At 71.7% G+C, this 13,561-nt stretch carries 16 protein-coding genes and 1 tRNA gene; 3 read left to right on the forward strand and 14 right to left on the reverse strand.

The features are described 5' to 3' along the window. Positions 1–64 precede the first annotated feature (64 nt). Together VGK78_RS11640 and VGK78_RS11645 are read right to left on the reverse strand one after the other, a co-directional pair. Positions 65–1,123 carry an IS110 family transposase gene (locus VGK78_RS11640; RefSeq protein WP_331527799.1) on the reverse strand — a complete coding sequence of 353 codons (1,059 nt, stop codon included), beginning with the start codon at positions 1,121–1,123 and terminating at the stop codon, positions 65–67. Between the two features lie 99 nt (positions 1,124–1,222). Continuing rightward, a tRNA-Pro gene (locus tag VGK78_RS11645) sits at positions 1,223–1,296 on the reverse strand. A gap of 187 nt (positions 1,297–1,483) precedes the next feature. Here VGK78_RS11645 and VGK78_RS11650 point away from each other — a divergent pair. The 3 genes from VGK78_RS11650 (at position 1,484) to VGK78_RS11660 (ending at position 3,565) form a co-directional block, all read left to right on the forward strand. After that, positions 1,484–2,788: a S1C family serine protease gene (locus VGK78_RS11650; protein ID WP_331527800.1), complete on the forward strand. Its 1,305-nt coding sequence runs from the start codon at positions 1,484–1,486 to the stop codon at positions 2,786–2,788. Between the two features lie 120 nt (positions 2,789–2,908). Continuing rightward, positions 2,909–3,085 carry a hypothetical protein gene (locus tag VGK78_RS11655; RefSeq protein ID WP_331527801.1) on the forward strand — a complete coding sequence of 59 codons (177 nt, stop codon included), beginning with the start codon at positions 2,909–2,911 and terminating at the stop codon, positions 3,083–3,085. A 39-nt stretch (positions 3,086–3,124) separates the two neighbouring features. Then, positions 3,125–3,565, forward strand: a complete 441-nt coding sequence (locus tag VGK78_RS11660) for an OsmC family peroxiredoxin (RefSeq protein WP_331527802.1) — start codon at positions 3,125–3,127, stop codon at positions 3,563–3,565. Positions 3,566–3,574: 9 nt separating this feature from the next. Here VGK78_RS11660 and VGK78_RS11665 read toward each other — a convergent pair whose 3' ends face one another. The 12 genes from VGK78_RS11665 to VGK78_RS11720 all read right to left on the reverse strand — a co-directional run bounded on the left by VGK78_RS11665 (position 3,575) and on the right by VGK78_RS11720 (position 13,225). Then, on the reverse strand, positions 3,575–4,567 hold the full coding sequence (locus VGK78_RS11665; RefSeq protein WP_331527803.1) for a hypothetical protein: 993 nt from the start codon (positions 4,565–4,567) through the stop codon (positions 3,575–3,577). Continuing rightward, entirely contained in the window at positions 4,564–5,214 is a 651-nt protein-coding gene (locus VGK78_RS11670) for a LysE family translocator (protein WP_331527804.1), read from the reverse strand. The genes VGK78_RS11665 and VGK78_RS11670 overlap by 4 nt, the downstream gene beginning before the upstream one ends. A 47-nt stretch (positions 5,215–5,261) precedes the next feature. Then, entirely contained in the window at positions 5,262–6,641 is a 1,380-nt protein-coding gene (gene der, locus VGK78_RS11675; protein ID WP_331527805.1) for a ribosome biogenesis GTPase Der, read from the reverse strand. After that, positions 6,638–7,348 (reverse strand): lysophospholipid acyltransferase family protein, encoded by a 711-nt coding sequence (locus VGK78_RS11680; RefSeq protein ID WP_331527806.1) that lies wholly within the window; start codon positions 7,346–7,348, stop codon positions 6,638–6,640. Before VGK78_RS11680 ends, der begins: the two co-directional genes overlap by 4 nt. Continuing rightward, positions 7,345–8,040, reverse strand: coding sequence for a (d)CMP kinase (gene cmk / locus VGK78_RS11685; RefSeq protein ID WP_331527807.1), 696 nt, complete (start codon positions 8,038–8,040; stop codon positions 7,345–7,347). The genes VGK78_RS11680 and cmk overlap by 4 nt, the downstream gene beginning before the upstream one ends. A gap of 97 nt (positions 8,041–8,137) precedes the next feature. Continuing rightward, positions 8,138–9,199 (reverse strand): prephenate dehydrogenase, encoded by a 1,062-nt coding sequence (locus VGK78_RS11690; RefSeq protein ID WP_331527808.1) that lies wholly within the window; start codon positions 9,197–9,199, stop codon positions 8,138–8,140. Further along, the gene (gene aroH, locus VGK78_RS11695) at positions 9,192–9,623 is read right to left on the reverse strand and encodes a chorismate mutase (protein ID WP_331527809.1); all 432 of its coding nucleotides are present in this window, start codon (positions 9,621–9,623) and stop codon (positions 9,192–9,194) included. Before aroH ends, VGK78_RS11690 begins: the two co-directional genes overlap by 8 nt. 26 nt (positions 9,624–9,649) lie before the next feature. Then, a complete protein-coding gene (locus VGK78_RS11700; protein WP_331527810.1) occupies positions 9,650–10,414 on the reverse strand; it encodes a pseudouridine synthase in 765 nt (254 codons plus the stop codon). Then, positions 10,411–11,010, reverse strand: coding sequence for an SMC-Scp complex subunit ScpB (gene scpB / locus VGK78_RS11705; RefSeq protein WP_331527811.1), 600 nt, complete (start codon positions 11,008–11,010; stop codon positions 10,411–10,413). Before scpB ends, VGK78_RS11700 begins: the two co-directional genes overlap by 4 nt. Then, positions 11,007–11,948: a segregation and condensation protein A gene (locus tag VGK78_RS11710; RefSeq protein WP_331527812.1), complete on the reverse strand. Its 942-nt coding sequence runs from the start codon at positions 11,946–11,948 to the stop codon at positions 11,007–11,009. The genes scpB and VGK78_RS11710 overlap by 4 nt, the downstream gene beginning before the upstream one ends. Positions 11,949–11,969: 21 nt before the next feature. Next, positions 11,970–12,329 (reverse strand): hypothetical protein, encoded by a 360-nt coding sequence (locus VGK78_RS11715; protein WP_331527813.1) that lies wholly within the window; start codon positions 12,327–12,329, stop codon positions 11,970–11,972. Further along, entirely contained in the window at positions 12,314–13,225 is a 912-nt protein-coding gene (locus tag VGK78_RS11720; RefSeq protein ID WP_331527851.1) for a ParA family protein, read from the reverse strand. The genes VGK78_RS11715 and VGK78_RS11720 overlap by 16 nt, the downstream gene beginning before the upstream one ends. Between the last annotated feature and the right edge of the window lie 336 nt (positions 13,226–13,561).

A 13,561-nucleotide genomic window follows, 5' to 3' on the forward strand; every position in this document is an offset into this window, starting at 1 on the left:
GTGCTGGGGGTCATGACCTGCACGACCCGCGACCGACCGAAGCTCCTGGTGGTGGGGATGGTTCTCATGCCGCCTCCCCGGGCGGTACCCGGTGTCCTGCGTGGAGTGCTCGGACGTGGTGGTCACGCAGCGCGTAGTAGACGAGCTCGATCTGGGCGCGGGCGGCCGCGACGACCCCGATGTTACGGCCCCGGCGGGCAGCGACCCGGTTGCGCATGCCGCCGATTCTGGTGTGGCCGGGCAGGATCTGCACCGACTCCACCGCGGCCCAGCGGACCAGTCGGGAGCCCTGCTTGGTGATGCGTCCGCGGTGCACGTGGGTGTCGGACTCACGGTGCTTGGGGGTCAGGCCGGCCCAGCAGGCCAGCTGGGCGGCACCCCGGAAGCGGGTGACGTCACCGACCTCGGCGACGAAGACCGCCCCCAGGATCGGCCCGATCCCCGGGATCTGCTGGACCGCGAGGTAGCCGGGGTCGCGGGCCAGGCGACCTCGGACGATGCCGGCGAACAGGTCGATCTCGAACTCCAGATCCTCGATCAGCCGTCGCAGAGAACGGACCCGGGCCGCGTAGGGGCCCGGGAGTCGACCGTCCCCGACCAGCCGGTCCAGCAGGTCGTTGCCCGCCATGCCGAACAGGTCGCTCATCGAGACCGGGATGCCGCACTTGGCCAAGACCGCGTGGACCTCGGCCTTGCAGTGACTGCGCAGCGCAACCAACTTGGCCCGATGCCGGACCAGCTCGCGCAGCTCACGAATCGCTGGGGGCGCGATCCACGCCTCCGGCAGCCGGCCCATCCGTAACAGATCGGCCAGGTCCTTGGCGTCCCGCTCGTCGTTCTTGACCCGCCGGTACTCGAACGCCTTGACCCCCAGCGGGTGGGCCAGGTGCACATGGGCACCAGCCTCCTGGAGGGCATCGACCGCCCAGTACCAGCCGTAGGTCGCCTCGAGCACGACTTCGGGGTCGGCTCCAGCCCGGGCCATCACCCGGTTCAACGAGTCGACATCGTTGGGGATCCGGACCGACTCCAGCACCTCACCGGCATCGGTCGTCCTCACCAAGACGGTGCGGCGCCGATGCAGATCGACACCCACGAACTGCTGACCGTCATACTCAGACACAAGGGGCCTCCTTCGTCGTAGACGTGAGACACCCAGCATCCGCCGGGGACACGAGGAGCGAGGCCCCGCTCCTACATCGCATCAGAGCCGGTATTTTTGTCGGGCTGACAGGATTTGAACCTGCGACCCCTTGACCCCCAGTCAAGTGCGCTACCAAACTGCGCCACAGCCCGATGCCCCGCGGCGACCGGCCGCGGAGCGGAGTGAAGGCTACCGCAGCGCTCGGCGCCCCTCGGAATCGGTGAGGCGGACGCGGCGTCTCAGCAACTTCTTCCGCGGCGGCTATCGGCGTCCCAGCGGGCTCACAGGTTCCTCAGAGGATCCCGGGGCTTCATGGATCCATCCGACGAGGAGGAGCCCATGGACGAGCAGGCCCCACGATCCGGCGAGAACAGCCCCACCGATGGTCCGGCCGACAACCCGGCCGACAATCCGGCACGGTACGGCGCACCGCTCCCGCCTCCCCCAGTCATGGGATGGGTGCCTCCGCCTCCTACTCCCCCACGGCGTCGTCGGCGGCGGCTGGCCGCGGCCGGGACCGCCCTGGCGGTGGTCGCCGTCGCAGGCGGGGCGGGCTTCGCGCTGGGGCGGCTCGACCACCAGGTCCACGCGTCGGCCGGCACGCCGGCCGCGGGCTCTGGAGGCGAGGCTCGGGACGGGCAGGGCTTCGGCGAGCCGCCGTTCGGCAACACCGATCCCTTCGGAGGCACGCCGTTCAGCGGGCCTGGTGGGACGGGCGGAACGCCGTTCGACTCCGCCTCGAGCGGGACACCGGCCACCGACAGCCAGCTGACCGGCCTGGTACGGATCGCGTCGACCCTCACGTACGCGAACGGCCGGGCCGCCGGCACCGGCATGATCCTCACCAGCACCGGTGAGGTCGTGACCAACCACCACGTCGTCGAGGGCTCGACGAAGCTTCGGGTGACGGTGATGAGCACCGGGCGGAGCTACCGCGCGACCGTCGTCGGGACCGACGCCCAGGACGACGTGGCCGTGCTCCAGCTCCGGAACGCCACCGGGCTGCAGACCGTCACCCCCGACACGGACGGGATCTCCGTCGGCGACGCGGTGACCGCCGTCGGCGACGCCGGCGGCGACACCTCGACGTTCACCGCCGCCGCCGGGAAGATCCTCGCCACCCGGCAGCACATCACCACCCGGAGCGAGGGCAGCGCGAGCAGCGAGAAGCTCCACGGCCTGATCGAGATCAGCAGCGACGTGATCTCCGGCGACTCCGGCGGCGCGACGTACGACGACGAGGGCGAGGTGGTCGGCATGACCACGGCGGCGTCGTCCGGCACACGGGACGTGGTCGGGTACGCGATCCCGATCGCGAAGGTCGTCCGGATCGCCGCCGACCTCGAGAGCGGCACGCAGAACGCCCGCTACGACTACGGCTCGCCCGCCTTCCTCGGCGTCGGGCTCGGCGGGTCGACCACCCGGGTCGGTGTCGTCTACCCGGGTACGCCGGCCGCCCGTGCGGGCCTCACGACCGGTGACACGATCACCCGCGTCGGCACCACCAGCGTCCACACCGCGTCCCAGCTCCGGGACGCGATCACGGCGTACTCCCCCGGCGACCGGGTGCGACTGGGCTGGACCGACCGGGACGGCAGGTCGCACATCTCGTCGGTGAAGCTGATGGCCGGGCCGATCGCCTGACCGCCGCGCAGCCGGCGGCGGGGAGATGTTTGAAGATCGAACCACCGGGGAACGAGAGGAGTACCGCCCCACCGGCGAGGCTCAGTCGTCCGAGGGCGTCACCCCACAAGGACGTGCTGCATGTCGAACCTCACCATCGCGAACATCTTCTTGTTCTTCGCCATCCTCTGCATGACCCTCAGCGCCTCCGCCGGGCTGATGCTCTACTTCATCTACTCCATCGGGGCGACCGCGATGGCCGGGGCGGTCCGCTACCAGCAGCTCCCGGAGAAGCCGCGGAAGACGCATCGCCACTGACCCTCGGCCGGCTCGGACCGGCCCAGCACAGGAGGCACCATGCCCACCCGCACCGCCCGCACCGCGTGGTCCGGCACCCTCGAGCAGGGCTCGGGCCGGGTCGAGCTGACCAGCTCGGGGCTCGCGACGTACGACGTCTCGTTCCCCCAGCGCGCCGCCGAGGACGCCGGTGGGACCACCAGTCCCGAGGAGCTGATCGCGGCAGCCCACTCCTCGTGCTTCGCCATGCAGCTCTCCGCGCTGATCGCGGAGGCCGGCGGCACGCCGGTCGCGCTGGACGTGCGGGCCGACGTCTCGCTCGGACCCGACCCGGCCGGCGGCTTCCACCTCACCGGGATCGAGCTCACGGTGCGTGGGGAGGTCGAGGGCCTCGACGCCGACGGGTTCCAGAAGGCGGCCGAGGGGGCCCGGACCGGCTGCCCGGTGAGCAAGGCGCTCACCGGCGTTGAGATCTCGCTCGACGCGGCTCTGGCGAGCTGAGCCGGTCCCTCAGCGGGTGGCGCCGCTGTTCCTCGACACCCTCAACGACGAGGTGTCGACGGCGACGAACGTGCGCGCCGGAATGCGTTTGAGCTGCTCGATCAGCGGGTTCGGCCAGTGCCCGTTCTGCTCGCCCTGGAAGAACCAGGGCGACCCGTTGTCGGCCAGCACGAGCCCGTACTTCTTCATCGCCCGCACCACTGCCATCGCCTTCGGCCCGAAGCCGCTCGGGTGGTACGACGCACGCAGCCGGAAACGGGCACCCATCGGCGGATAGCCCCAGCTGCGCGTGGACCCGGCGTCGTGCCGGGCCGGCCAGAGATGGTGGCTCGAGGTGACGTCGGTGGTGAACCGGATCGCGTGGTCGATGTCGCGGTGCTTCACCTCGCTCCACCGGAGCAGGCCGGGCAGGATCGGCAGCCCGGCCGCGTCGGCCGAGGTCCAGCCGTTCGGGCGCAGGGCATCGGAGGTCAGTGACCAGACGGCACCGGATCCGGCGTACCACCTGCCGTTGCGCTCGCGGGTCGCGAAGGTCTCGTAGAGCCGGCACACGCCCTTGTCGACGACGATCGCGTGCCGGTCGCCCGACGAGCGCCGTCCGCCCTCGATCCGGGTGTCGCTGCCGAGCGGGTAGCGGACCCGGTCGCTCTCGCCGGCGTACTCGAACCGGACGCGGACACGCGGGTGGCCGTGCCCGACGACCGTGATCGGGATGCCGTAGTTCGGGCCGTCGCCGAACGACGGTCCGAAGTCCGGGTGCAGGTCGACCCCGGCCGACATGTGCGAGAGCCAGCGCCGACTGCGCGGGTCGACCGGCAGGTTGCGGATGTCGGCGTGCCACCAGTTGTCCGCAGGGAACGTCGGACAGTCGGTGCCGGCCACCGGCCGGGCGGAGCCGCCCGTGGCGGACGGACCCGCGATGCCGGCGTACGCCGTGCCGGTCACCGCGAGCGCGGCCACGAGCCCGAGCGTCGTGCCCCGCAGCCGGATGCGCGCTCTCATGCGGCGTCCGGCCGTCCCCCGACGGCCACCGCGACACCGAGCCCGATCATCGACACGCCGCCCACGGTCCCCAGCGCGCGGCCCCGTCCCGGAGAGGCGTTGAACCAGCGCCGGAGCTGGCTGGCGAGCAGCGCCCAGAGACTGTCGGAGCAGAGCCCGATCACGAACGCGATCGAGCCGAGCAGGAGCATCTGGAGACCGGCGTGGCCGTGGTCGCGGTCGAGGAACTGCGGCAGGAGTGCCACGAACATCACGTAGCCCTTGGGGTTGGTGAAGCCGACCAGGTAGCCCTGGCGGAGCGCTGTCAGCGGCCTGAGCGGCGGGCCGGCGGAGTGCCCCTCGCGGGTGACGGTGATCCCGTGGCGGTGCCGGAGCGCCTGGACGCCCAGGTAGACCAGGAAGCACGCGCCCCCGAGCTTCACCACCTCGAAGACCATCTCGGAGGTTGCCACCAGCTCGCCGAGACCGAGCACCACGAGGACCAGCGCGGTCAGCAGACCGAACGAGTTGCCGACCACGGTGGTGAGCGCGACGCTGCGGCCGTAGGTGAGCGCCCGGCCGACCGTGAACACCACGCTCGGCCCGGGGATGGCGATCACCACCAGGGCGACGAGGCCGAACGCGAGCACTTGATGCATCGTGACCATGCCCGCGATGGTCTCACTCCGGCCGGCGGACGCGCCGCCGGTTTCATTCAGCGCTTGCGACGCTCCCGGACCCGCTGGGTGAGCACGATCGGGGTGCCGACGAAGCCGAACTCCTCCCGGAGCCGGCGTTCGATGAACCTCTCGTACGCCGCGTCGAGCCGGCCCGAGGTGAACAGCGCGAAGGTCGGGGGCGCCACCGACGGCTGCGTGCCGAACAGGATCTTGGGCTGCTTGCCGCTGCGCACCGGGTGCGGGTGCTCGGCGACCAGCCGGCCGAGGAACGAGTTGAGGGCACCCGTCGACACCCGCGTCTCCCAGCCCTCCAGCGCCTTGTCGAGGGCGGGCACCAGGCGGTCGACGTGCCAGCCGGTACGGGCGGTGATGTTGATCCTCGGTGCCCACCGCACCTGCACCAGCTCCTGCTCGACCTCGCGCTCGAGGTAGTGGCGGCGGTCCTCGTCGACCAGGTCCCACTTGTTGAACGCGATCACCAGGGCGCGGCCGGAGTCCCTCACGGTCTGGAGGATCCGGACATCCTGCTCGGAGATGCTCTGGTCGGCGTCCAGCACCAGCACCGCGACCTCGGCCCGGTCGATCGCGGTCGAGGTGCGCAGCGACGCGTAGAACTCGTGGCCCGACGCCTCCTTCACCCGCTTCCGGATGCCGGCGGTGTCGATGAACCGCCACTCCCGCCCGCCGAGCTCGATCAGCTCGTCGACGGGGTCGACCGTGGTGCCCGCCACGGCGTCGACGACGACCCGCTCGGAGCCGGCCAGCTTGTTCAGCAGTGACGACTTGCCGACGTTGGGCTTGCCGACGATGGCGACCCGCCGCGGCCCCGCCTCTTCCTCGAAGGACTCCGGTGGCGGCTCGGGGAGCACGGCGAGCACCGCGTCGAGCAGGTCGCCGGAGCCCCGGCCGTGCAGGGCCGAGACCGGACAGGGCTCGCCGAGCCCGAGGTTCCACAACCCGTACGCCTCGGCCTCGGCACGCTGGTCGTCGACCTTGTTGGCGGCGAGGACCACCGGCTTCTCCGACCTCCGGAGCACGCGTACGACGGCCTCGTCGGCGTCGGTGATGCCGACGGTCGCATCCACCACGAACAGCACGGCGTCGGCCAGCCCCACGGCGATCTCGGCCTGCGCCCGGATCCGCTCGGCCATGCCGCGCGCATCCGGGTCCCAGCCGCCGGTGTCGACGACGGTGAAGGCCCGTCCGGCCCAGGTCGCGTCGTAGGACACCCGGTCCCTGGTGACGCCGGGGATGTCCTCGACGACCGCCTCGCGACGGCCGAGGATGCGGTTGACGAGGGTGGACTTGCCGACGTTCGGCCGGCCCACGACCGCCAGCACGGGGAGCGGGCCGGTCGGGGCGTCCCCGGCCTCGTCGGCGGGGACATGGGTGATGTCGTCGGGAGTCGTGTTCATGAGATTTCCTTGGCCTCGTCGGCCGGGATCGGCCCGGGCATCGTCTGCCCTGTCAACGCCAGACCCGCGGCCAGCTCTTCCAGCATCCGGGCGTGGAGTGCCTCACTCGTCGCCGCCACCAGCCTGCGCGTGCGCGGCCAGGGGGTCCGGTCGACACGGTACGGCGCCCCGTACACCAGGTCGACCACGCCGTGCCGGGGCGGGAGCGCGTCCTTGCCGCCCCCACGGGGCCGGGTGCCGTACATCATCAGCGGCACGACGGGCGCGCCGGTGACCAGCGCGAGGTACGCCGTGCCGTTCTGGAACCGAATCAGGTCCCCGGCGCCGCGGTTGCCCTCGGGAAAGATCCCGACCGCTCCCCCGTGCCCCAGGACGTGCAGGCAGGTGCGGACGGCGCGCAGGTCGGTGGCGAAGCGGTCCAGCTCGATCTGCCCGGTGACACGGAGCAGGGGCCCGAGCCGCCCGCGGAACATCTCCTCCTTGGTCAGCGTGTGCACCGGACGCGGGCCGAAGATGGAGAGCAGTGGCCCGTCGATGACGCCGGTGTGGTTGGCGGCCACGATCAGCGGACCCTGGGGCGGGACGCGCCCGGCCCCGTGCTCGCGGACGTCGTACCGGCGACGGATCAGCCACCGGCTCGCCGGGCGTCCACCGTGCAGCAGCCAGGTCGGGGGGTGCCGGTGCCCGCTCCGACGGGGAGCGGTCATCCGGCTGCCTCGACCATGCCCGCGATGAGGTCGACGACCTCCTCGAGGCTGTACGGGGTGCTGTCGATGTGGACGGCTCCCTCGGCGATGACGAGGGGCGAGGCCGTCCGGGTGGAGTCGATGCGGTCGCGCGCGAGCAGCGAGGACTCGGTGGCCGCGACGTCCGCCCCGCCCTCCTCGGCCGCGCGCCGCGCCGCCCTGGCGGAGGCGTCGGCGGTGAGATAGACCTTCACGTCGGCGTCGGGGGCCACCACGGAGCCGATGTCGCGTCCCTCGACCACGATCCCGACACCGTCGACACCGTCGAGCGCCGCCGCGATCGCCTCGTGCTGGAGCTCGAGGAGCCGGGCCCGGACCTGGGGGACGGCACTGACCGGGGAGACGGCCGCGTTCACCTCCGGGGTCCGGATCGCCGCGGCCACGTCCCTCCCGTCGACCGTGATCGTGGGGTGGAACGGATCCGTGCCGGTCTCGATCACCGGCTCGTGGCAGCGCTCCGCCACGGCAGCCGGGTCGTGGACCGACACATCGTGCCGGAGCATCCACCACGTCATCGCGCGGTACATCGCCCCGGTGTCCAGGTAGCGCAGTCCGAGCCGCCTCGCGACTCCGCGCGACGTGCTCGACTTGCCCGAACCCGAGGGTCCGTCGATCGCCACGACCACGCCTCGGGTGCGTGCGCGTGCGCTCACGGGACTCTCCTGATCTCGATGGCCCGATCTCGGCGGGCCCGATCCGGCGGGTGGGAGGGCGCGGCTCGCCGTACCCGGGGCTGCGCAAGCGCCAACCCTACCGGTGGGTCTCCCAACCACGGGATTCCAGAGAGTCGTGCAGGTGGTCGCTGCGGGTCTCGTCGACCACCAGCTCCACGAGACCGGTCTCCCGCGCGGGGTCGTGGTCGATGTGGACGTCCTCGATGTTGACCCCGCTGGCACCGGCGTCGGCGAACAGCCGGGCCAGCTCCCCCGGATGGTCGGGCACCGAGACGAAGACCGACGCGGTCGGCCTCGACGGGCCGCCGTGCTTGCCCGGGATGGCCTGCGTGCCGGCCACGCCGCGCTCGAGGATCTCGCCGAGCGTCCCACGGTCGCCCGTGGTCACCGCGTCGATCAGCACGTCGAGCTGGTCGCGCACCTGGGTCAGCAGCCCCGCCACCGCGGCGGAGTTTCCGGTGACGATCTGTTGCCACAGGGCCGGGTCCCCTCCGGCGACCCGGGTCACGTCACGGACGCCCTGCCCGCTGAGGGCCAGGTGGTCCGTCGGGGCGTCCGCGAGCCGGCCGGCGACGAGGACGGAGAGCAGGTGGGGCAGGTGCGAGGTGCGGGCGACGGCCTCGTCATGCTCCTCCGGGCTGAGCCGTACGACGCTCGCCCCCGCCGTCCGGGCGAGCTCCTGGACGGCCTCGGTCGCCGCCGCCGACGAGCGCGCGTGCGGCGTCACCGCCCAGGGTCGGCCGTCGAACAGCGCGGCGGAGGCGGCGAGCGGTCCGGATCGTTCGCTGCCCGCCATCGGGTGCCCGCCGACGTACCGCTCGATGCCCGCCGTACCGTCCAGGAGCCGCAGCGGCGCCGTCTTGACGCTGCCCACGTCCGTGACGACCGCATCAGTCTCCGCGAGGGCCCTGGCCACCTCGGGACCCACGTGGTCGGGTGGGACGGCGACCACCACCAGCCCGACAGCTTCCCCGTCGTGCGGGTGTCCGGCACCGAGACCGGTCGCCGTGCGGACGTGCTCGGGGACCACGTCGGAGAGCAGGACCTCGACGTGACGGCGCCGCAGCGCCAGCCCGAGCGACGTGCCGAGCAGCCCGGTGCCGACGATCAGGACGGGCTGCGGGAGTCGCTCATCCATCCCGGCCCTCATCGGCTGGGCCGTCGGACGGGTCGTCGGCGGGCGTGTCCGGCAGAGCGCGGACCCGGGCGAGGTCTCGGCGCAGCGCGGCCGCGCCGTGGAGGTAGACGTGGGTGATGTCGGCCCGCGGCAGGTCGGTCTCGACGTGGGCCATCATCCGCACCACCCGCGGCATCGACCCCTCGATCTCCAGCTCACGGGTGCAGATCAACGGCACGTCGGTGAACCCCAGGATCCGCGCGGCGTAGGCCGGGAACTCCGAGACCAGGTCGGTGGTCGCGGTGAAGATGATCGAGATGAAGTCGTCGACGTCCCATCCGTTGGCATCCATCACCTCGGTCACCATCTCGGTGACCCGCGCGAGCATGTGGTCGCGGTCGTCGAAGTCGAGCTGGGTCGCGCCCCGCACCGCCCTCACTGCCACGCCCCGACCCTAGTGGTGGGCAACCGTCAGAGCCTGGCCGCGTCCAGGAGTGCGCCCAGCTCGTCGTTGGTCAGCTCCCGCATCTCCGCGACTCCCAGGTTCGCCAGCTGCACCGGGCCGATGGCCGTCCGGGTGAGCTGGCGCACCGGGTGCCCCACGTGGTCCAGCAACCGGCGGACGATCCGGTTGCGGCCCTCGTGGATCACCAGCTCGAGGATCGTGCCGTCCCGGGACGTGCCGCGTCCCCCGACCAGCTTCACCGAGGAGACGGTGACCGGGCCGTCGTCCAGCGTGACGCCTCCCATGATCTGCTTCAGCGTGCTCTGCTGGACGATGCCGTCGACGGCGGCGACGTACGTCTTGTCGACCTCGTACGACGGGTGGGCCATGCGCTGGGCGAACTCACCGTCGTTGGTCAGCAGCAGCAGCCCCGAGGTGTCGGTGTCGAGCCGTCCGACGTGGAAGAGCCGCTCGGGCCGGTCGGCGACCAGGTCGGACAGCGTGCGCTCGGCGTGCGGGTCGGACATGGTCGAGGTGACGCCGACGGGCTTGTTCAGGACCAGGTAGACGTTCGGCGACATCGGCGGAAGGCGCATGCCCGACACCCGGATCACGGCCGAGGTCGGGTCGACCTTCGTCCCGAGCCGGGTCACCACCTCGTCGTCGACGGTCACCTCACCTGCCAGCATCAGCTCCTCGCACTTGCGCCGCGACGCGACGCCCGAGCGGGCGAGCAGCTTGTGCAGCCGGACGAGCCCCTCCTCGTCCCGTTCGATGTCCGGACCGCTCACGTCGTGTCGGTCTCGGCGCCACCGCTCAGCTCGTCCTCGAGGGCGTCGAGGTCCTCGAGGTCGGGCAGGTACGGCGCGAGCTCGGGCAGGTCGTCGAGAGAGGTGACGCCGATCCGCTCGAGGAAGTACGACGTGGTGCGGTAGAGGTGGGCGCCGGTGGAGTGATCCTCCCCGGCCTCCTCGACGAGCCCGCGGGTGACCAGCGTGCGCATCACACCGTCGACGTTCACGCCACGGATCGCCGACACCCGCGCCCGCGAGACCGGCTGCTTGTACGCGACCACCGCCAGGGTCTCGAGCGCCGCCTGGGTGAGCCGCGCCTGCTGCCCGTCGAGCACGAACGCCTCGACCACCGGCGCGAACTCCTCGCGCGTGTAGTAGCGCCAGCCACCCGCGACGTTGCGCAGCTCGAAGCCCCGCCCCTGGTCTGCGTACTCCTGGGCCAGCTCGGCCAGCGCACCGGACACCTCCGCGACCGGCGCCCCGACGGCCGACGCCAGGGTGGTGTCGTCGAGCGGCTGGTCGGCGACCATCAGCAGCGCCTCCAGCGACGGCCGCAGCTCGGCGACCGCGAACTCCAGCACGTCCTCGCTCATGGTGTCTCCTCGTCGGGCATCGTGGTCTGGTCCGCCTCGGGGGTCGCGTCGGCCGGCTCCGGAGCACCCTCGAACTCGTCGATCGCGAAGTCCACGGCCTCGGCGTCGACGCCTCCGGTCCAGCGGACGGTCAGCTCGCCCAGCGGCGAGACCTGGTCGAAGGCCACGGCGTTCTCGCGGAACAGCTCCAGGAGCGCCAGGAACCGCGCCACCGTGGTCAGCATGTCGGGCGAGTCGCCGCACAAGGCCCGGAAGGTCATGGTGCCGGTACGCCGGAGCCGCTCCACCACGACCTCGGCCTGCTCGCGCACCGAGACCGCCGGTGCGTGGATGTGCTGGAGCGACAGCTCGGGCTCCGGCTTCGGCTCCAGCGCCTTCGCGGCCAGCGCCACGAACGCGTCCACACCGATGCCGATCAGCACCTCCGGCAGCAGGCCGGCGTACCGCTCCTCGAGCCCGACGGCGCGGGGATGCCGTCGCGACTCGCCGGCGAGCCGCGACTCGAGCACGGCGGCGACCTGCTTGAACGCGCGGTACTGCAGGAGCCGGGCGAAGAGCAGGTCGCGGGCCTCGAGCAGGGCGAGGTCCTCCTCGTCCTCGATCTCGCCCTGGGGCAGCAGACGCGCCGACTTCAGGTCGAGCAGGGTCGAGGCGACGAGCAGGAACGACGAGGTCTGCTCGAGGTCCCACGATCCGTCGCCGTCACGACCGGCGCCGGCCTTCACGTGCGCGATGAACTCGTCGGTGACCGTCGAGAGCGAGACCTCGGTGATGTCGAGCTTGTGCTTCGAGATCAGGCTGAGCAGCAGGTCGAAGGGCCCCTCGAAGTTGTCCAGCCGCACCTCGAAGGCATGGGTACCCTCCGGGGTGGACTCTGCCCCTCGATCGGAGAGAGTGGCGTCCGACCCCGTGGAGCCGGACGTGGTGGCGACGGTCATCTGCGGTGGTTTCGTCCTCGGTCAGGCCTCGAACAGACGTTGCACCAGCATGCTGTCATGCCCGTGCTCGTCCAGATCGGCCAGCACCAGGGCGACCGCCTCGCGCACCAGCCGGCCGCGGTCGACGGCCAGGCCGTGGTGGCGGCGTAGCTCGAGGCGGGCGTGCTCGAGATCTAGCAGCTCGTCGGCGGTGACGTAGATCGTGATCTTCTCGTCGTGCCGCACCCGGCCGCTCGGGCGGCGGCGTACGTCGTCGTCTGCGGCTGCCGTCGCCTGCGCCGTGGGGACGGCTCGCACGGTGCGTTCGCGCCGGGCGGGCTCCGCGGGGTCGGTGGGGCGGAAGAGGTCGTCCGCGGCCGGCAGGTTCACGCGTCGAGCCACCGCAGTGCCACCTCCTTGGCCAGCTGCCGGTAGGCGTCCGCTCCGGTCGACGTCGAGGCGTACGACGTGATCGGCTCACCGGCGACCGTGGAGTCGGAGAACTTCACGGTCCGCCGGATCACCGTGTGGAACACCTTCTCGCCCCAGGCCTGCACCAGGCGCTCCATCACCTCGCGGCTGTGCAGCGTCCGGCCGTCGTACATGGTCCCGAGGACCCCGTCGATCTCCAGGCGCGGGTTGAGCCGCTCACGCACCTTGTCGATGGTGGTCTTCAGCAGGGCGACGCCGCGGAGCGCGAAGTACTCGCACTCGAGCGGGACGATCACGCCGTCGGAGGCGGTCAAGGCGTTCACGGTGAGCAGCCCGAGGGACGGCTGGCAGTCGATGAGGACCACGTCGTACTTCTCGATCGCCGGGCCGAGGACCCGCTGCAGCGTCTGCTCGCGGGCGACCTCGTGGACCAGCTGAACCTCGGCGGCCGACAGGTCGATGTTGGACGGCAGCAGGTCCATCCCCGTTACCCCGGTGGGCACCACGACCTCGTCGAGGGACACCTCGCGGTCCATCAGGAGGTTGTAGACGGTCAGCTCCATGTCGTGGGGGTTCAGCCCGAGACCGACCGAGAGTGAGCCCTGCGGGTCGAAGTCGACCAGCAGCACCCGGCGTCCGAACTCCGCCAGCGAGGCACCGAGGTTGATCGTGGTCGTGGTCTTGCCGACCCCTCCCTTCTGGTTGCACATCGAGATCACCCGCGCGTGACCGTGGGAGGTCAGCGGCCTCGGGTCGGGGAACTCCGGCACCGGCCGCCCGGTGGGCCCCACGACGGCCTCCGGGGCCTCGTCCACGGCCTGGTCAACCGCCACGCCGCCGCCTGACACGTCGAGCTCGCCGGGCATGGTGACCGGCTCCTCGGTGATCGGGCGGACAAAGGGCAACGGCTCGGTCATGGGGTGCTCCGTCTCCGAGGGAAGCGCAGCCACGGGGTCCACCTCCGGGGCGGGGTCCGGGACCTTCGGCGGCACGACGGGTGCGTTGGCTCCGGAATGGCCGCGAGAGAAGATCCCAGGCATGTGTGCCCTCCAGGTGTCGGGTGCTGGCAATTGTCGACTTTGCGACATGTTGCCCCGAGGTACGGCGCGACTGTAGGAGGGCGCGCCGAGAGGCCTCAACCGGTTCTGAGATTCCCCCAGGCCCGAGCCGAAATCTGTGTACAGCGTGTGCACGAGCGACCC

Origin of the sequence: Nocardioides sp., from assembly GCF_036503465.1 — a bacterium.
Taxonomy (GTDB): Bacteria; Actinomycetota; Actinomycetes; order Propionibacteriales; family Nocardioidaceae; genus Nocardioides.